18 protein-coding genes are annotated in these 18,284 nt (G+C 62.6%); 11 read left to right on the forward strand and 7 right to left on the reverse strand.

The window, feature by feature from the left end:
* Both ABD833_RS02970 and ABD833_RS02975 read right to left on the reverse strand, forming a co-directional pair.
* A partial coding sequence (locus ABD833_RS02970; protein WP_345070880.1) for a GMC family oxidoreductase N-terminal domain-containing protein occupies positions 1–843 on the reverse strand: 843 nt, incomplete at its 3' end.
* A 139-nt stretch (positions 844–982) separates the two neighbouring features.
* Positions 983–2,434: an aldehyde dehydrogenase family protein gene (locus ABD833_RS02975; RefSeq protein WP_345070881.1), complete on the reverse strand. Its 1,452-nt coding sequence runs from the start codon at positions 2,432–2,434 to the stop codon at positions 983–985.
* 253 nt (positions 2,435–2,687) lie between these two features.
* On the opposite strand from ABD833_RS02975, the gene ABD833_RS02980 reads away from it, so the two are divergent.
* Together ABD833_RS02980 and ABD833_RS02985 are read left to right on the forward strand one after the other, a co-directional pair.
* A complete protein-coding gene (locus ABD833_RS02980; protein WP_345070882.1) occupies positions 2,688–3,827 on the forward strand; it encodes an acyltransferase family protein in 1,140 nt (379 codons plus the stop codon).
* 90 nt (positions 3,828–3,917) lie between these two features.
* A complete protein-coding gene (locus ABD833_RS02985) occupies positions 3,918–5,393 on the forward strand; it encodes a DUF5723 family protein (protein WP_345070884.1) in 1,476 nt (491 codons plus the stop codon).
* A gap of 8 nt (positions 5,394–5,401) precedes the next feature.
* Here the strand turns inward: ABD833_RS02985 and ABD833_RS02990 are convergent, their stop codons facing one another.
* A complete protein-coding gene (locus tag ABD833_RS02990) occupies positions 5,402–6,643 on the reverse strand; it encodes a tetratricopeptide repeat protein (RefSeq protein WP_345070885.1) in 1,242 nt (413 codons plus the stop codon).
* A 290-nt stretch (positions 6,644–6,933) separates the two neighbouring features.
* Between ABD833_RS02990 and ABD833_RS02995 the strand changes: the two genes are divergently transcribed.
* From ABD833_RS02995 to ABD833_RS03015, 5 genes are all read left to right on the forward strand, one after another.
* Complete coding sequence (locus ABD833_RS02995) at positions 6,934–7,998, forward strand: hypothetical protein (protein ID WP_345070886.1); 1,065 nt, start codon at positions 6,934–6,936, stop codon at positions 7,996–7,998.
* A 619-nt stretch (positions 7,999–8,617) separates the two neighbouring features.
* The gene (locus ABD833_RS03000; RefSeq protein ID WP_345070887.1) at positions 8,618–9,103 is read left to right on the forward strand and encodes a LytR/AlgR family response regulator transcription factor; all 486 of its coding nucleotides are present in this window, start codon (positions 8,618–8,620) and stop codon (positions 9,101–9,103) included.
* Between the two features lie 165 nt (positions 9,104–9,268).
* Positions 9,269–9,478, forward strand: a complete 210-nt coding sequence (locus ABD833_RS03005; RefSeq protein WP_345070889.1) for a zinc ribbon domain-containing protein YjdM — start codon at positions 9,269–9,271, stop codon at positions 9,476–9,478.
* Positions 9,479–9,496: 18 nt separating this feature from the next.
* Positions 9,497–10,090, forward strand: a complete 594-nt coding sequence (locus ABD833_RS03010; protein ID WP_345070890.1) for a pseudouridine synthase — start codon at positions 9,497–9,499, stop codon at positions 10,088–10,090.
* Positions 10,091–10,305: 215 nt separating this feature from the next.
* Positions 10,306–10,761 carry a cold-shock protein gene (locus ABD833_RS03015; RefSeq protein ID WP_345070891.1) on the forward strand — a complete coding sequence of 152 codons (456 nt, stop codon included), beginning with the start codon at positions 10,306–10,308 and terminating at the stop codon, positions 10,759–10,761.
* A 369-nt stretch (positions 10,762–11,130) separates the two neighbouring features.
* Here the strand turns inward: ABD833_RS03015 and ABD833_RS03020 are convergent, their stop codons facing one another.
* A complete protein-coding gene (locus tag ABD833_RS03020; protein ID WP_345070892.1) occupies positions 11,131–11,490 on the reverse strand; it encodes a hypothetical protein in 360 nt (119 codons plus the stop codon).
* 327 nt (positions 11,491–11,817) lie between these two features.
* Between ABD833_RS03020 and ABD833_RS03025 the strand changes: the two genes are divergently transcribed.
* From ABD833_RS03025 to ABD833_RS03035, 3 genes are all read left to right on the forward strand, one after another.
* Positions 11,818–12,384, forward strand: coding sequence for a Crp/Fnr family transcriptional regulator (locus ABD833_RS03025; protein WP_345070894.1), 567 nt, complete (start codon positions 11,818–11,820; stop codon positions 12,382–12,384).
* A 93-nt stretch (positions 12,385–12,477) separates the two neighbouring features.
* Positions 12,478–13,197 carry a sterol desaturase family protein gene (locus ABD833_RS03030; protein WP_345070895.1) on the forward strand — a complete coding sequence of 240 codons (720 nt, stop codon included), beginning with the start codon at positions 12,478–12,480 and terminating at the stop codon, positions 13,195–13,197.
* Positions 13,198–13,277: 80 nt separating this feature from the next.
* Positions 13,278–13,610, forward strand: a complete 333-nt coding sequence (locus ABD833_RS03035; RefSeq protein WP_345070896.1) for a DUF5694 domain-containing protein — start codon at positions 13,278–13,280, stop codon at positions 13,608–13,610.
* Between the two features lie 128 nt (positions 13,611–13,738).
* On the opposite strand, the gene ABD833_RS03040 is transcribed toward ABD833_RS03035, so the two are convergent.
* From ABD833_RS03040 to ABD833_RS03050, 3 genes are all read right to left on the reverse strand, one after another.
* A complete protein-coding gene (locus ABD833_RS03040) occupies positions 13,739–13,999 on the reverse strand; it encodes a hypothetical protein (RefSeq protein ID WP_345070898.1) in 261 nt (86 codons plus the stop codon).
* A gap of 45 nt (positions 14,000–14,044) precedes the next feature.
* The gene (locus ABD833_RS03045) at positions 14,045–14,449 is read right to left on the reverse strand and encodes a hypothetical protein (protein WP_345070900.1); all 405 of its coding nucleotides are present in this window, start codon (positions 14,447–14,449) and stop codon (positions 14,045–14,047) included.
* A 141-nt stretch (positions 14,450–14,590) separates the two neighbouring features.
* Positions 14,591–15,043: a YdeI/OmpD-associated family protein gene (locus tag ABD833_RS03050; RefSeq protein ID WP_345070901.1), complete on the reverse strand. Its 453-nt coding sequence runs from the start codon at positions 15,041–15,043 to the stop codon at positions 14,591–14,593.
* Positions 15,044–15,952: 909 nt separating this feature from the next.
* Between ABD833_RS03050 and ABD833_RS03055 the strand changes: the two genes are divergently transcribed.
* Positions 15,953–17,620: a hypothetical protein gene (locus tag ABD833_RS03055; RefSeq protein ID WP_345070903.1), complete on the forward strand. Its 1,668-nt coding sequence runs from the start codon at positions 15,953–15,955 to the stop codon at positions 17,618–17,620.
* Positions 17,621–18,284: the final 664 nt, after the last annotated feature.

Below are 18,284 nucleotides of genomic sequence, written 5' to 3' on the forward strand. Positions count from 1 at the left end.
CGCGTCGAGGCTTTTTTTGAATTCGAGGGACGTAAAATGGGGCACCTGATGCTCCCGGGCCCATTCCTGCAGCACGTAGTCGGGGGTGCGGAAGGCGCCGGCCCAGTTCACGGTGGTGCCCCCGCCGAGGCAGCTGCCGGCCAGCAAGGCCACGCCCCCGTCCTGGGTGGTCAGGGCTCCTTTGGCGTCGTAGAGCTTGCCCAGCATATCTACTTCGCGCTGGGTGAAGTCGCAGCCGTGGCAGTAGGGGCCTTTTTCGAGGACCAGCACCTGCTGCCCCGCCGCCGCCAGCTCCCCGGCAATTACGCCGCCGCCGGCTCCGCTGCCAATTACCAGCACGTCGCAGTCGTAGGTGACGTCGGCCGTGGGCTGCAGGGTACGGATGGGCCTGGGCGTATCCACCACCTCGTCCGCCAGCGGCCCGGCATACCCGATTGACTCCCAGGCGGCGTTAGTTTGCTCCGCGCTGGAGCTGCCGTAGTAGAGAAACACGAGCAGCTTGCGCAGGGCATGAAAGCCTTTGCGCAGCTGGGGCAGGTTGCTCTGGGCCCAGCTGCGCAACAGCTGCTGGCGCTGGTCGGCCGCCAGCCGGTGGAAGGGCTTCAGCGGGCCCAGCCAGGTGATGCCCAGCATCGGACTGTTCAGCAGCTGCAGCAGCTTCTGAAATTCCTGCCGGGCCGCCTGGGGCTGGCCGGCAATTACCTCGAACACCAGGTCTACATCCACGCCTTCAGAGCCACTACGCCGCCAGAAGGCCGCGTGGTCGGCTTTGCCTGCAAAGCCCGGAATAAAGGTGTCGGCCAGAGCCCGAAGGGTAGTGCGGTGCGCGTCGGTGGGAGTCATGAGCAACGGAGTAGAACCAGGAGTGCGCGTTGTTCCGGCAGAGGAAGGTTGCACCCCGAAAAGATCGGTAATTCCCCGCACATACTCGGCATGCAGCCTTGTTTTTGGTTCCTAAAAAAGCGGCGGCCCTCGCTCCCGGCTAGAACCAGCGCATCACCAGCGCAATCATCTTTTTCACCTTGGTAGTGTAGGGCGGATAGAGCAGCTTCACGGAAGTCTGGCCCACGCGCTGCTGCAACACGCCCTTCAGGTTGGAAAACGCGTCGAAGCCGTAGCGGCCGTGGCAGCGGCCCATGCCGCTGTTGCCGAAGCCCCCGAACGGCAGCTCCAGGTGCATCAGGTGCACAATGGTGTCGTTGATGGCGGCCCCGCCGGACGGCGCGTGCTTCAGCAGGTAGCGGCGGTTGTCGGCGCTGCGCGAGAACAGGTACAGGGCCAGCGGCCGGGGCCGCTCGTTCACGAAATCCACGGCTTCCATCAGGGTGCGGTAGGTGCGCATGGGCAGAATGGGACCGAAGATTTCCTCGCTCCACAACCCCGTATCGGTGGGTACGCCGTCGATGAGGGTGGGCTCGATAAAGCACTCCGACGAATCGACGATGCCGCCCATTTCCAGCGTGCCGCCGCGGCGCTGGCCTTCTTCCAGCAACCGGCTCAGGCGCTGAAAATGGTGGCCGTTGATGACGCGGGCAAAGGAGCTGGACTTCTGCACCCCCTCGCCCTTCGGGTCGTACAGGCGGCGGGTAGCACTGCGGATTTCCTGCACCAGCTGATCGCGCACCTGCTCCTGCACCAGCAGGTAATCGGGGGCCACGCAGGTCTGGCCGGCGTTCAGAAACTTACCCCACACGATCTTCTCGGCCGCGTCGCGCAGGTCGGCGGTTTCGTCGACCACCACCGGCGACTTGCCACCCAGCTCCAGCGTGACGGAAGTGAGGTGCTCGGCGGCGGCGCGCATCACTACTTTGCCCACCTGCGGACTGCCGGTGAAGAAGATATGATCGAAGGGCAAGCGGAGCAGGGCCGTGGACACGTCCTTGTCGCCTTCGCATACCACCACTTCGCTGGGGTCGAAAGTTTCGGCCACCAGCTCCCGCAATAGCCGGCTGGTGGCGGGCGTCATTTCCGATGGCTTGATGAGGCAGCAGTTGCCGGCCGCCAGGGCCGAAATCAGCGGGTCGATAGCCAGGTAAAACGGGTAGTTCCAGGGCGCAATAATGAGGACCACGCCCTTGGGCTCGGGCTGCACCCAGCCTTTAGCCCCCAGCAACGATAAAGGCGTGCCTACGCTGCGCCGGCTCATCCACTTTTTCAGGTTCTGCAGCGTGTGCTTCAGCTCACTCTGGGAGGCGTAGATTTCGCAGAGGTCGACCTCCTCGGCCGGCTTGCGGAAGTCAGCATACAGCGCCTGCTGAACCCGGGGCTGGTTTTTCGCCAGCCACTCGCCCAGCTTGCGCAGACGGGCGGCCCGGGGCTCCCAGCTTTCCTGCCGCAGCGCGGCGCTGCGGCCCCGGAGCCGCTCAAAAGTGGCCCGCAAAGAAGCTTCATCCAGAACGACAGGGGCAGGAGGCTCAGAAAAGGTGGTTAGCATGGCGCGCGGCGCAAAGAAGTAAGAGGACAGATGCTTTCAAGTTCGGGAAGGTTAACCCGAAAACCAAATCACATAACTTATCTAATATATTGTTTAGTTAAAAACATATTTAATATGTAATTAAAGATATATTTAATATGTTTGGCAAAGATTCCGGCGGGCTAGTAGCAGCCTAAGTCGAGGTATAAGTTGATTGGTAAGGTTAGCAAACGGCCTGGTTATTCATGGCATTAAACGCCCGCGGGCATCAGGTATGGGAATCGTTCGGCTTCTGTTGGCTATTGCGGTAGTCATTGCACATTCTTCATCCATTTTTGGCTTCCGCCTGATGGAAGGGGCCATTGCGGTACAGGCGTTTTACATCGTTTCGGGCTTCTACATGGCGCTGGTGCTGAACGAGAAGTATATCGGGCAGGCCCACTCCTACCGGCTTTTTATCACGAACCGGCTGCTGCGCCTCTACCCGGTGTACTGGGTGGTGCTGGTCCTGAGCGTGGTCTGCAGCGTGGGCGGCTACTGGCTGACCGGCAACCCGTTCAAGCTGTCGGCCTACTTTGAGGCCTTGCCTTATATCCAGCCCTATGCCCTGTTTTACGTCATCCTCACCAATGTGGTGGTCCTGGGCCAGGATATGGTTTTCTTCCTGGGACTGAACCCACAAACCGGCCGGCTGTTTTTCGCCCCCGATTTCCACGTCACCAACCCGCCGGTGTACATGTTTATGTTTCTGCCCCAGGCCTGGACGCTGGGCGTGGAAATCCTGTTTTACCTGCTGGCCCCATTTCTGGTGCGGCGCAGCGTGGCGGTGCTGGTGGTGCTGGCGGGCGGCAGCCTGGCCATCCGGCTGGCACTCTATAACATCGGCCTGCACGATGACCCGTGGAGCTACCGGTTTTTTCCCTCCGAGCTCATGTTTTTTCTGGTGGGCGCCCTCTGCTACCGGGCTTACCTGGTACTGAAGGTCCAAGCGGTGCCGCCCTGGGTTTTTCAGGCCGTGCTGCTGCTGGCGCTGGCCGTTATTCTCAGCTACCACTTCCTGCCCACCGACCTGCCCAAGCGCATCGTCTACTACCTGTTCTTCGCCCTGACGGTGCCGTTTCTATTTATCCTGACCAGGAACAACCGCTTCGACTATCACCTCGGCGAGCTTTCCTACCCGGTATACATTTCCCACATGTTTACCGGCTCCATCGTGAAATACGCCCTCGACCAGGCCCGTATTCCGGAGGCCTGGTTCGGGCTGACTCTGGTGGTGGTCACGGTGCTGTTTTCGCTGCTGCTGGTCCGCTTTGTTGCCGGGCCCGTGGAGCGGTACCGCCAGCGCCGGGTCCGGAAATTCCAGCAGGCTCCCCCCGACCAGACTCTGCCGGCGGGCCTGGTCCCGTCGGGCTGAAGGAGCCCCCGGCCCCAACTACCCGGCCGGGGCCGCAAAGCCTGGTCCCGGCTTCACTCCCCATTCTAATACCTACTGCACCTACTGCATATGCTTAAACCTCTACTGCTCACCGCATTGATGCTGATAGCTGCGCCCTTAATGGCCCAGCAGCTGTTCAGCGGCAGCCACAGCAATTACGCCGGGCTGACGGGCGTGACCTGGAACCCCGCCCACGTCGCCGACAGCCGCTACGTGCTGCAGCTGCAGCTCTTTGGAGCCGATGCCCACGCCACCAACACCGCCTACCGCTACACCGGCGCCTGGAGCCCCCAGAATACGGGTGCCGATCTGGATCTGGGCAAGGAGTTTCTGACCCGGCGCGAAAGTGACCGGCCCAAGCTGCTCAGCGCGGGCCTGAATGTGCGCGGGCCGGGTCTGATGGTCCGGCTTAGTCCCAAGCGGGGAGTGGCCTTCAGCACCCGGGTGCGGTCGGCCATGCAGGGCAACGAGGTATCGGAAAATCTGATCCGTACTGCGGTGGATAAATTCAAAATGCGGGGCCGCTCAACTGATAACACCTTCAACCTGAACATGAACCTGTTTGCTGAGTGGAACGCGACTTATGGGCAGGTCGTCGTCGACAACGACCAGCATTTTCTGAAGGCGGGCCTCACGGTCAAGCGCCTGATTGGGTTCGGCTCGGCCTACCTGCAAAGTAGCCGGGCCGACTACGAGATTGTGGAGCGGACTGCCGCCACCGGCGACTCCACTTTTCGGCTGAACAGCCTGGAAGCCTCCTTCGGCTATTCCAATGCCCAGGCTTTCGACAACCTCACCCTCGAACGGACCGTGGACCTGCTCACGGCCCGGGGTGCGCCGGGGGCGGGCTGGGGCGCGGATATTGGCGTGGTGTACGAAAACCGCCCCAATGCGGGCCAGTACCGCTACATCGATAAAAAAGGCGTGGAAAGGATTGACCATTCCCGCAACAAGTACCGCTACCGGCTGTCGGCCAGCGTCACCGATCTGGGCAGCATTCTGTACGACAAGGAGGCCACGGCTTTCAACAACATCCGCGCTACCAACGCCAGCGTGAGCGAGGCCGATCTGGAGGGCATTGACTTCGACAACTTCGATGCCCGGTTCGACCGGATTCTGCGCACCCAGACCCACACCCGGACAACGGAGTTCCGGGCCGGGCTGCCCACGGCTCTCAACCTCGACCTGGACTACTGCCTGCGTCCCCACCTCTACGCCAACGTCTCGGTGAGTCAGGGCCTGCGGGGCCGCTATGCCATCGGGATGCGCAGCTTCTCATTTGCCGCCCTCACGCCGCGGTTCGAAAGCAACTGGCTGGAAGTAGCCGCCCCTATCTCGCTGATCAACGGCTACCAAACTCTGGCCTACGGCCTGATGCTGCGGCTGGGTGCCATTACCATCGGGTCGAACGACCTGTCGCCCGTGTTCAGCTCCAGCAATCCGTACGGCGTCAATGGCTACTTTCAGGTGGCCCTGAGCCTGGCCAACCGGGGGGCCCGGCTGAAGAAGCACGGCCCCGCCCGGCTGCCCAATGCCACCCGGTAGGCGGCCGCCTACGACTGTTTTTTGTGGGTTTTCAGATACTCCCGGGCTTCGCGGTACTGGGGCGTAGCACGGTCGGCTTTGTCCTCAACTTCGGTGTAGTAGCGCACGGCGGCGGCCGTGTCCTGGGCGTCGTCGGCCAGGCGGGCCAGGTTGAGGTTGGCCCAGACGCAGAAGCCGCTGCTGGTTTCGCCGGTGCTTTCCGAAAACACCACGCAGCGCTGAAAATAGTCTTTGGCCTTGTCGTACTCCCGGCGCTGCTGCATGAGCGTACCCAGAAAGAACGTGGCGTACCGGCCGCTGATGGCTTCGTAGCCGGGGTAGCCCTGGTTTATCTTCGCCAGAATTTCGCGGCTGATCCGCTCACACTCCCCCTGGTCGTTCTGGTGGTAAACCGTCAGGGCGTAGTAGCGCTGGAAGTAGGCGTTGTCGGGGTAGTTGCTGGCCAGGTAGCGGGCGGTGGGCAAAGCCGCGGGCAGGTTCTTTTCCTCGTCGAAGAGGATTTTCATCAGGAAGAACTTGGCCTCCAGGCCCGTGTAAAACCCGTTGTCGGCGGCACTTTTGAGCTGCTGCAGGCCCAGCTGCTTGTCGCCCTTCGGAAAGAACAGCATCACCGGCCGCAGCAGTGGATAGTTGTCGGCAATCCAGACCTGGTAATAGTTGATCAGGGCCTGGCCGAACAGGAATTCGGGGCTCAGGCCATTGGCTTCCTTGCTTTTCTGCAGGTGGTCGAGGGCGCGGCGGCTGCTGACGGTGGCCCGGCTCCAGTTTTTGCGCTCCGCGTTCAGGTGGGCATCGAAGCCGTAGGCGGCCGAAAGGAAAAAGCAGGCCTCGTAATTCTGGTTGTCCTGCTTGTAGAGCACCTCCGCCTTGGCCACGGTGGTATCCATGTAGGCGAAGAACGTTTTGTCGTACTTTTTCTCGCGCAGGTTGGTGGGCATGATCTTCCACCACTGGCTGAGGCCCATCAATAGGTAAGGCAGCGGGTGCTCCGGATAGCGGCGGCGCAACGAGCGAAACTGCCGCTCAGCCTTGTCGAACTTGAAGTTGTAGAGGTTGTGAATGGCCCCGTCGAGCTCCAGCTGAATGTCCTTATCGAGCAGCAGCCAGCCTTTGGTGCTGGCCGCGGGGGCTACCTCCACGTTGTCGAGGGCGACCTTCGGCATCACCGGCACCCGAATCGTATCGGAGCCTTGGGCGTAGCTGAGCCCGGGCGTCAGCAACAGCACTACAAGAAGGCTTTTTCGGTCCATACTACAGGAATATGCTACTGACGCGGCTAAGATAGCAGCCTCCTTCGTTTAGCTGGTGCGGCCACCCACCGGACCTTGCTGCTGAAGGACAATATTTTATCGAAACCTGTTCGGCGCAGCACACGATTTTTTGGGGTTGAGTGTTAGGCCCCCAACTCCCGGGCCTCTTTACCTGCCTTCGCTATCCGGTTTTGAAACCAACCACCGCTACCTCTTCTGCTCATGCCTCACCTGGTGGCTCCACCGCCGTTTGGTGGACGTGTCCCCGTGTCCTGATTGCGGCAATGGGATTGACGCTGGTTACCGCGGCCCGGCAGCCAACGCCGAAACTGCCCCCGCTGGTGCTGCGGGCCACGCCGCTGCCCCCGGCAGCTACCCGGTTCTACGCCGCGGCGGTGCTAGATGCCCGTACCAGCCGCGGGGCGGTAGCCCATTTATTAACTTCTCCCACCAAACCGGGCCAGCCGGGAGTCGTGCAGCCCGTCGGGCTGGCGGGCGGCACGCGGGCGGCCCTCCAGGGTTTCGTGCAGCAGAGTGTGCCGCCCAATCCGGCGCGGCGCGGCGTAACCATCCGCCTCACCGAATGCCAGGTGACGGAAAAGGCCGTACCGGGCTCGCCGGGGCAGGTAGAAGGGCGCGTGGTGGTGGCCATGGCGTTTGAATGGCAACGGGATGGGCAGACCGTCCCACTGACCGAGTACCGCAACGTGGCCCGCTACGGGCGGCCGGTCGGGCAGCGGGCCGTGGTGGCCCCCACGCTGCAGACGGCGCTGGGCCTGGGTTTGCGCTACCTGAACGACTGGCTGATCCAGGCCGAGGGACACAACCTGAAGCTGGTAGAGGGCGTGCGGGTCACGTTTCAGGACTTCACCCAGAATACCGACCCGGACACGCTTTTCTACGCGCCCGGCCGGCCGCTGACCCGGGCTGATTTCCGGGGTCCCCCCCGGCCGGGCCACTATGCGGCGGCGGTATTTCCGAGCTTCGCCTTCAGCCTTCAGCCCCGGATAGCGCAAGGGCGGCTGCAGCTGGACGTGCAAACCAAAGTATTCGTGGTGCGCAACTCCTCCTGGATGTCAGCCGCGGCCGACGCGGCCGTGCTCAACCATGAGCAGCGGCACTTCGATCTGGCGAAGCTGGTTGCCGAGCGGTTCAAGCAGAAAATTCAGGCCGACCGCCTCCGCGTGGACGATTACAACGCCGTTATCCAGCTGGCGTATTTCACCTCCTTCCAGGAGATGAACCGCCTGCAGGAGCAATACGACCACGAAATCAGCACCGGCCCGGTTGGCGCGCAGCAACGCTGGGACGAGCGGATTGCTACCGAGCTGCGGGCCCGGGAGCAACAGCCGTAATCCGGGCCGGGCTCAGCCAGCCCGGCGGCCCTAAGCGGCGGCAACTCTACTGCCGCGCTGGGGCCGGTTTTCCCGCCCGCCTCCGGCCGCTAAGCCCAAAAAGCATCGGCAGCGCCAGGAGCTGCCGATGCTTTTATAACTACTGTTACGCGGGGCCTTACGGCAACCCTGTTTGAGGAGCGGGAAGGCCGCCTACGAGCAGGGGGCCGAGGTAAAGCACGTCGGCCTGGTCGCCCGTTTCGTTTCTTCCTCTTTTTACCGCCTGATTCCTAAACTCCTGGCTTCCCGCTCCTGACTTCTAACCGCCGGTAACCCGCCTCACCCGGCGTAACAGCAGTTTATAGTTAGGACTTACGAAAAACCATATTCACTAAGCCCCAGAGGAGCGGCATGTCGGTAGTAACCACCTGAAATATAAGAAGAAAGCCCCGGAGGGACGACACTTGCCAGAACGGCGGCCGGGTGCCGCCCCTGCGGGGCTTTCTTCCGGATGAACAATTATTTACTACTGACATGCCGCCCCTCTGGGGCTGTCAAACGGCGCTTTTGCGTAAGTCCTAAGTATTTGAAAACAGGTCTCATACCTGTTCCTGGATGATTATCAAGTCTTACCGTTGCAATGCCGCTGGTGACGGGGCGGCATTTTCTGAAAACCCTCCAGGATGCCCCCAAAACCATTCTGACCACCGCCTACCGCGAATACGCCTACGAGGGCTACGAGCTCGACGTGCTGGACTACCTGCTCAAGCCGGTTTCCTACGAGCGGTTCGTCAAAGCCATTGGCCGCCTGCCGGCCGTGCCGCCCGCCCCGCCCGCCGGCTCGACCGAGGAAAAGTTTCTGCTGGTGAAAGAGCGGCGGGGGCTGCTTAAAGTCAGCCACCGCGCCATCGTGTACGTGGAGGGCAGCAAGGATTACGTCAAAATCACGACGGCCACCAAAACCTACCTGCTGCACCAGACGATGAAGGAAATGGTGGGCGTGCCGGGGGCCGGCTTTCTGCGCGTGCACCGCTCCTACAGTGTGGCCCTGACCCACATCAAGCTGCTCCAACCCGAAAACGTGGTGCTCCACGACAACACCTACATTCCGATTGGCAACTCCTAATAAAGCCGAGCTGCTGGCTTATTTTAAGAAGTAAGCGCCTGAACCGGGGCGGCCGGCCCCGGCTCCGGCCCTGCCGATAACCGCTCCTGCTAACCTCGAATTGCCGATATTTGGGCCGGAGCGCGGTCAGCGCCGCACTCCTGTTCGATTCCGCATCAGAAATTCATGGACGTAAAAGACAGCAACGGTACCCTGCTCACCGAAGGCGACTCGGTCACGCTAATCAAAGACCTGAAAGTAAAGGGGTCGTCCCTGACGCTGAAGCGGGGCACGCTCGTGAAGAATATCCGACTGACCAACAGCGCGGAAGAAGTTGAAGGCCGGGCCGGCGGCACCACCATGGTGCTCAAAACGCAGTTTCTGAAGAAAGCCTAGGTGACGGAAATATCTAATATGGCTCCCCGGGAAGCCGACGTGGTACACCGGCACTTTCTCGTGCACAAGCCCTTCGGCTACCTGAGTCAGTTTGTGGCCGACCTGAAAAAGAAAAAGCTGCTGGGCGAGCTACACGACTTTCCGGCCGGCACCATGGCCATCGGCCGCCTCGATGAGCACAGCGAAGGCCTGCTGCTGCTCACCACCGACGGCCGGGTAAGTGAGCGGGTGCGCAGCAAGAAAGTGGAGAAGGAATACTACGCCCAGGTAGATGGCCTCATCACCGACGAGGCCGTGGCCCGGCTGCAGCAGGGCGTGGAAATCGGTATCCGCGACGTGAAATACCAGACCCTGCCCTGCCGCGCGTGCCGCCTCGACCCCGCACCCGACTTCCCGGCCCGCACCCGCAAAATCCGCGACGACCGCCACGGCCCTACCAGCTGGGTTTCCATCACCCTGACCGAAGGCAAGAACCGGCAGATTCGCAAGATGACGGCCGCGGCGGGTTTTCCCACGCTGCGCCTGCTGCGGGTACGGGTGGGCACCGTTCACTTGGGGGAGCTGGCGGCGGGAGAAGTGCGGGAAGTGACGATTTTTTCGTTGCCCACGTAACAAACGACTGCCGAAGCTTTGGTATATTCGGCCCCTGCTAGGTTTTATCCGGCCGCCGCCGGATCTACGCGGAGCATTTTGGGGAGTTCCGGCTACTTTAGGTGCCCTGAACTTTCGCCCCTGCGTATCTGTATTAATCTATTCACCCCGTTCTCTGTTGCCCGTCTGATTTTAGCGGCCCCAACGGATGGAACAACCACTTACCTACGAGCATCATGGCCAGGTCCCAAGCCTCTTTCGGCAAGAAAGAAAACGAGAAGAAACGTCAGAAAAACAAAAAGGAAAAGGAAGAGCGCAAGGAAGAGCGCCAGGCCAACGCCAAGAAAGGCCAGGACCTGAGCGAGATGCTGGCCTACGTAGATGAGAATGGTAACATCTCCACCACGCCGCCCGATCCGAGCAAGAAAAAGGAAATTAACGCCGAGGACATCCAGCTCGGGGTTCCGAAGCAGGAAGACATGGACCCGGCCGACCTGATCCGCAAAGGCACCGTGACGTTCTTCAACGACTCGAAGGGCTACGGCTTTATCAAGGACTCGGAAACCGCCGAAAGCATTTTCGTGCACGCCAACTCGTTGAGCGGTCCGATCAAAGAAAACGACAAGGTGACGTTTGAGGTGGAAATGGGGCCGAAGGGTGCCAATGCTACCAACGTAAAAATGGCGGTGTAGTCTTATTACGCCCCCCTAAATGGCAAGAGGCCGACGCTCCCGCAGCGCCGGCCTTTTGCCATTTAGGGGGGAGACAGGAAAGCCGGTGCAAGCCGGGGTCCGGCAACGCCAGGATTGCCCCGGGGCAATCCTGGCGGAAGTCTGAAGCCCGGCGCAGTCGGGTGGGACTTCCAGCCTCAATTACGGGGGTCAGTCTCCGGACTGACAAACCTCAGGCGGATAGCGGGCGGGCGACGCGTTGAGAGCCCGGTTGCTGGGGGTCGCAAGTCCGGAGACTGGCCGCGTGGTGGCGGCTGGAAGTCCCCCCCCGACTGCGCCGGGCTTCAGACTTCCGCCAGCTAGCCAGTATCACCAGGGATACTGCGGAGTTTAGCGGTGCCGCTTGCTTTTTCTGGACTCTGCCATTCCGCCTCCCGACTCCGCCCCGACCCAATCGGTGGCGTAGTCCGCGTTGCCCTCACCTTCACCCGCCAGCGTGGCCAGATCGACTTCCGCCGCATCAGCATCGGGCTTAAGGGTGGCCGCGCCATCGGCATCAGCCTGCTTCTTGGCCAGATAGGTGAGTCCTGCCGCCAGCAAGGCCATGCCGCCCACCACTTTCTGCGCCGTGCTCAGCTTGGTGATATGCTTCGTGACTTTGCGAAACTTGCGGAGCGACTTGGCGGCATTGTCCATCAGGTCGTTGGACGGCTTGTCTTTTTTCGAATTCTTCTTTTTGTCTTTGGCCATGACGGTACAGAAAAGGATGTAAGCCGACTGGCAGATGCCGCACCTCCCGGCACGTTTATCCCAGCGGGTTTAATTATTCGCAGGAATTACGCCGAAGGTTGCCTTTTTTACCCGTCCCTTTTCTCCGGGCCGGCCTGCTTCCGACCTGATTTACAGCCTACTCCCGGCACGGAGAAATCCAACCCGCCCCTACTCCGGTCTACAGCATTGCCCAGGCGCAGCGGGTGCTGGGCTACCGGCCGCGCTACCCGGTGGAGGACCTGCTCGACCGCGCCCCGGAAGCCCGATAACAAGCCCGACTCTCCCACTGCCCGCCTCCCGATCCGTATGTCCAGCTTCATTACTTTTTTGAACACCCTGCAGCCGCTGAGTGCCGGGCTGACCGAGGCCATCCTGGCCAGCACCATGCCGGAAAAGCTTCCGGCCCACCACGTCCTGCTCCGGCCGGGGCAGGTGGCGCGGCGGGTATATTTTCTGGAAACCGGCCTGGTGCGGGGCTACACGCTGCTGCACGGCCGCGAAATCTCCTCCTGGTTTATGCAGGCCGGCGACTTTGTGATTTCCATCCTGAGCTTCTTCACCCAGCAGCCCTCCGAAGAATACCTGGAGCTGCTGGAGCCCGCCGTGGTCCATTCCATCAGCTACGACCAGCTCCAGCGCCTCTACCACGACTTCCCCGAGTTCAACTTCATCGGCCGCCGGCTGATTGAGAAGTACTACGTGCTCAGCGAGCAGCGGGCCCAGCACCTTCGCTCCCGCACGGCCGCCGAGCGGTATGCGCTGCTGGTGCGCGACTTCCCCACCGTGTTTCAGCGGGTTGCCCTGCACCACATTGCCTCCCACCTGGGCATGGCCCCCGAAACCCTGAGCCGCCTGCGCAATAAGCTGAGCTGACCCGGCCGCGGGGCCGAATATGATATATGTCATGAAAACAGCGGGGCCGGGCCGGCACCTTTGGGGCATTCGTTCACCTCAACCTTCGTGGCCATGCTCCCCATCATTTTCGCCGTGTTTGCCGGCTGCTTTCTGCTCGAACGCCTTATTCCGGGCTGGAAGCTCCCGGCCGTGCCCACCTGGTCGATCCGGGTGCTGGCCGTCAATTTCCTGCAGCTGCTGGTGGTACTGGTGGCAGGGCTGAGCTGGGAGAAGTGGCTGTCGGCGTACTCCCTGTTTCACTTGTCAGCGCACGTGCCGGCCTGGGCGGGCGGGGTGCTGGCCTACTTCGTGGCCACGTTCGTGTTCTACTGGTGGCACCGCTGGCGGCACACGGTGGACTTTCTGTGGCAGCACTTCCACCAGATTCACCACAGCCCCCAGCGCATCGAGGTCATCACCTCCTTCTACAAGCACCCGCTGGAAATGACGGTCAACTCCATCATCGGGGGCCTGTTGATTTACACCCTGCTGGGCCTGAGCGCCGAGGCCGGGGCCATTTACACGCTCTGCACGGCCCTGGGTGAGTTCTTCTACCACACCAACGTGCGTACCCCGCGCTGGGTGGGCTACGTTTTCCAGCGGCCCGAAATGCACCGCATCCACCACGAGTACGAGAAGCACGCCAACAACTACGGCGACATCGTGTGGTGGGACATGCTGTTTGGCACCTACCACAACCCGGAGAAGTTCACCACTTCCTGCGGCTTCGACACGCCCAAAGAGCTGCGCCTGCTGGATATGCTGCGCTTCCGCGACGTGCATAAAGAATAGCCCGGACCCCGGCAGCCGGGGCCCACTGCTACGCCCCCATCCCCGTTTCCCTGATGAAATACCTGCTTCTTTAGCTGGCAGTGCTGGTTACCCCGGCCGCCCGCGCCCGGACCAGGCCCGCCCAGCTGCAGCCCGACTTCAACACGCCCCGGAGCCTGACGGCCAACCAGCGCGGGTACTTCGACCAGCTGAACCGGGCCGGGGTAGTGGGCGACTTCGCCGGGCCCTACCTCGTGTCGGAGTGGTACCGCCGCAACCTGTACAGGTTTTCCATTGTGCAGAAAACCATGACGCCCGCCGACGGCAGAGCCCTGGTGCTGGCAGGCGCCGGCCACGCAGCCATGCTGCGGGGGTTTGCCGAACTGGCCCCCCGCTTCCGCCCGCAGGAGCTGCAGGACGTGTTGGGCAGGTAAGCCCGGCGGCTCCGCGCCCGGGGCGGAGAAGCCTAACGACCGGACCAGCGCCCCACCCGGCCTGAACGCACCACGGCCACCGCCTGTCCGGGCAGTGGCCGTGGTGCGTTCAGGGGGCAGGCGGCCTGCTAGCTGCCGGCTTCCATGGCGGTCAGGTGTTCTTCGGCGCTGGCAGCGTGAGCGGTTGGCACGGCGGCCGAAACGCTCTGGGTCCGCTTGGCCAGGTAGCTCAGCCCCAGCGCCACCAGGGCCGTGCCGCCCACTACTTTCTGGGTGGTGCTCAGCCGACTCAGGCTGCCGCCTTTGCCCAGCTTCCGCAAGGACTTGGCGGCCCGGCCGAGCAGACCTTTCTTGCCGGCTTTGGCTTTGTTGTTTTTCGTCTTTTTCATGGCGGGGGTGCGGTAAAGTGAAAAGGCAGATATCAGCGGGAACAGCTACGCGTCCTTGTCGGGGTGGGCGGACGGCGGATGGGAAGCGCGGTGGGCTTTGCCGGGCTTGAGGCCGGCTTTGGTATGTTTGTGGCCCTTGGACGCGGGCCGGGCTGGCGCAGCTTCCCACGCCTCATCGTCGCTGGGCTCCACGACCTGGGCGGTGGCCAGCTGGGGCAGACGGAAGCTGAAGCCGGAACCGCCGGTATCCTGCTTGCGCTTGTTGAGGTAGAGCAGGCCGGCGGCCAGCAGGGCCGTACCGCCCGCCAGCTTCTGCCCGGTGCTGAGCCTGGCTATTTCGTTGGTCACTTTCCGAAACTGCCGGACCGACTGGGCCGCGATGCTGAACAGGTCGTCCGCCACGTCGTCGGCGGACTTGGATCGCTTCTTTTTGTGCTTGTTCTTGGCCATGGCAGAATGCAGAATAGCGGGCGAAGGGAAGATCGATGCCGGGGTAGGGCGCGAAAGAAGGTATTCGCAAGCGGCACCCGAAAGGTTACCATCCGGCGGTCAATGCCCGGCGGGAGTAGCCGGCCCGGCCCCCGGCCCCGCTCACTCCCGGTCGAAATTGGCCCGCTTATTTCGGGCGGCCAGCCGCACGGTTTCGGTCACGCGCCGGGCGCGGGTTTCCGGCCGCCTGGCCGCCAGCACCCAGGTCAGAATCATCTTGCGGGCCGACAGGCTGAAGGCCGCGAAATGCTGCGCGGCGGCGGCATCGGTGGCTAGGGCGGCCGTCAGGTCGGCGGGTACGGTGCCGGCTTCGGCTGCGTCGAGGGTTTCCCAGGCGCCGTTCTGCCGGGCTGTTTCGATGGCCGCCAGGCCCGCGGGCCGGAGCAGGCCGGCTTGGCCGAGGCGCACCAGCCGCTCCTTGTTCACCTTGCTCCAGCCGCTTTGGGGCTGGCGCGGGGTGAAGAGCAGCTGGCTCCGTTCGGCATCGAGCTTGCGCGGCCACGAGTCGATCCAGCCGAAGCACAAAGCTTCTTCCACGGCTTCGTCGTAGCCCACCCGGGGGGTGGCCGGCTTCCTTCTTGAAGTACACCAGCCGCACGCCGGGGCTGCTGGCGTGGTTATCGGCCAGCCACTGCCCCCATTCGGCGCGGGTGGCGGGCTGGGTCTGGACGAACGTATCGGGGCGGGCCATGGGCGGCAGTGGTTGGGGAGAAGCAGGACTAATTACGCAAAAGCGGCGGCCACTCCGGGCCACTCCGCCGCTTTTCGCTTCTACTGCCGACGACAGGTAGGGGCCAAGAGGTTTGGGCCGTTTTTCTAAAATTCTATACAAAACAGCCCCCCCCTTTCGCAGAGCTCGTGCTGTTTTTTTCACAGATCCGATAAAACCCCATAAGCTACTCTTGTTCTATTGCCCACCGTACTACTTCCACGAGTATCCTGGCCCGCGTCCGGACCTGGGTTGGGCTGGATCAGCAGGAGCTGGCCCTGTATATGGAGCCCGGACCAGCGGATGGACAGCACGCTAAACAGACCGTCCTGCTGAGCGAAGCCGAAGCATCTCGCGGGGCACCGTTGGGTTGGCAACCAGCCGTCAGCACGCGAGAGGCTTCGACTTCGCTCAGCAGCACAAAAACGCCGCCTGGCGGGAGCCTGCCTGGCAGAAGTCTGGCATAGCCGGGCGGGACTTCCAGCCGCCACCACGGGGCAAGTCTCCAGACTTGCGAAGGGGAACGGGCTGAAGAGACGATTACCCCAGGAAAAGTTGTCCTGCCCGTCCTACATGCTGAGCCGGCACTGGCTGGTGGAGCTGTGCAAGTCCGGAGACTTGCCGCGGGGTGGCGGCTGGACGTCCCGCTGCCGGTGGCAGCCCAGACTTCCACCAGTACCGCAGTACCGCCCAGCCCTGGCCCCTTGCCGGCAAACCCCTACTTTGCGGGCAGTCGCTGTTTCTATTCTACCGCTATGCTGTCCTTATCCCCCAGGAAGTTAGTCTGGAGCCTGCTGCTCCTATTGTTCGCCCACGTTGCTCAGGCCCAGACTCCGCTGCCGGAAGCGGCGCTGAACACGTTCTACGACCAGCTGAACGCCTACCGCACGGCGCGCTACGAGCCGCTGCCGGACCTGGAGGCCCTCCAGCTGCCCTCTACTTTTTCGGGGGCCGACCTGCGGGCGCTGCACCTGACCGAGCGGCACATAGTGCGCGTCGATCTGGTGTACACGGCCTTTCGCCTGAACCCGGCTTTCAATCAGCGCCAGCTCAACCTGAGCCGCATCCGCAACCTGGCCGCGGGGCTGCCGGGCCTGCTGACCGACGAATCCATCACCTGGACGCTGGTGGAGCAGACCGGCTGCGCCAGCCCGACGGCCTGCCAGCCGTTTTTCCACGGGTTCGTAGTGTACGTGACCCGGCACGCCACCGCCGCCACCAGCCGCGCCGACCTCGACAGCCTGACCCGCAAGCTGCGCCTGCTGGAAAAGAAGCGCCCCAAGTCCGCCAAAAAGGCCCCGGGTAAGAAGGTGGCCTGCAACCTGCCCTTCACCCGGCTCACCAACCGCCAGATGGCCCGCAACCTGCGCGGGGCCTACCGCTGCCCGGAGCGCCCGGCCCAGATCGTGAAGTTTGAGCTGACGGTGGATGAGCACGGCGCTACCCGGAGCGTGCGGGTGCTGCCCCCCGCCAAGCCGCTGTGTACCGCCGAGCTGGAGGAAGCCCTGCGGCAGAGCATCGTCTTCGCCTCGGGCTTCCCCATCAACCGCCGCCAGTTCCCGTTTATCGTGCGGGGAGCCGTGCGCCTGCCGATGGGGCCGTGGCAGGTGGTGGGCCAGCCGGACCTGGCTTTCACCAGCTTTTCGCTGCCCGACTCGGTGGCCCGGCTCTACCGCGTGTTCCTGAAAAAGAAGAACCCGCAGCACAAGCACGACTACTGCGAAGCCCGCATCACCCGGGCCGGGGAGCTGCTGGCCGACACCGCCGCCGCCGAAGAAATGCCCCTGCCCCCCGATGCCAACGTGGTGACCCGGGTGATGCAGCGCCACCCCGAGTGGAGCAAGGAAGTGGTGGTGACCGACGTGACGGGCAGCATGTTTCCCTACACCTACGACCTGCTGGCCTGGCTCCAGCTCAGCGCCCTGCAGGACGAGAAAACCTTCGTGTTCTTCAACGACGGCAACGACCAGCCCGACAAGGACAAGCGGGTGGGCAAAACCGGCGGCCTCTACCAGGTGCGCACCGACCGCTACGAAACCATCCGCGACAAGCTGATTGAAACCATGAAGGCCGGCGGCGGCGGCGACGCGCCCGAAAACGACGCCGAGGCCCTGCTCTACGCCCGGCAGCTCACCGCCGCCGACTCCACCGACCTGATCCTGATTGCCGACAACTACACCTTCCCCCGCGACGCGAAGCTGCTCAAAAACACCACCGCCCACGTCCGCATCATCCTCTGCGGGGTGCGCGACTACATCAACCCCCGCTACCTGGCCCTGGCCCGCAAGCACGGCTTTTCCCTGCACACCATCGAGGGCGACATTGAGGACCTGAGCAAGCTGCTGGAAGGCGAAATCATCACCATCCAGGGCCAGCAGTACCAGGTGACCGGGGACGGGTTCAAGCTGGTGCAGAAGACGTAGGAGCAATCGGCTTGTTTCGAGTGCATAGCCAACACTAATTTTTAACGGGTTTTTATAGCGGTTTCGCGAACGGTGTGGCTGCCGGTCCGGCGGCTACCAGCCGTAGGGCCGGTTTCCGTTGGTCCGGGCCGTTCAACATTCGCTTCCGGCGACCGGTCCAGAGCAGCGAGCAATGACTCTACTGTTCCCGAAACTGCTATAAGTCAAATAATGCAACCCCGTAACTATAGTGGTTTCGCGAACGGGGTACGTTCCGGTCCGGCGGCGGCAAGCCGTCGGGCTGGTTGCCGCCGGAACAATGCTGCCTGACCAGCGTCAGCTAACGGAAATCAGTCCGACGGCTGACGCTTCCGTAGCTCCGGCCGCTTGCCGTTACCAGCCCCGAACAGCCAGCCGAACGTCACCCAGGTCACCATGCTCACCACCGTCAAAGACGGTAGTGCCACCCCCCGCGCCACGCTGCCAGCATTAAGCCCAGGGTTCTGCAAAGCAAGCCGACCGTTGCCGACCGCAGCGGGCGGCTTTTTTTGTGGTTGCTTCCCACTGGCGCCCCCACCGGGCGGTGGTGCGGGTTCCCGGGCTTATTTCTCACTTTCGGGACCAGTTCGCAAAATGATTTCTGGTTTTGTGGGGATACCAGCCCTTTTTGAATACTTTTAGCTTC

It is taken from the genome of Hymenobacter fastidiosus, from assembly GCF_039539565.1.
Taxonomy (GTDB): domain Bacteria; phylum Bacteroidota; class Bacteroidia; order Cytophagales; family Hymenobacteraceae; genus Hymenobacter; species Hymenobacter fastidiosus.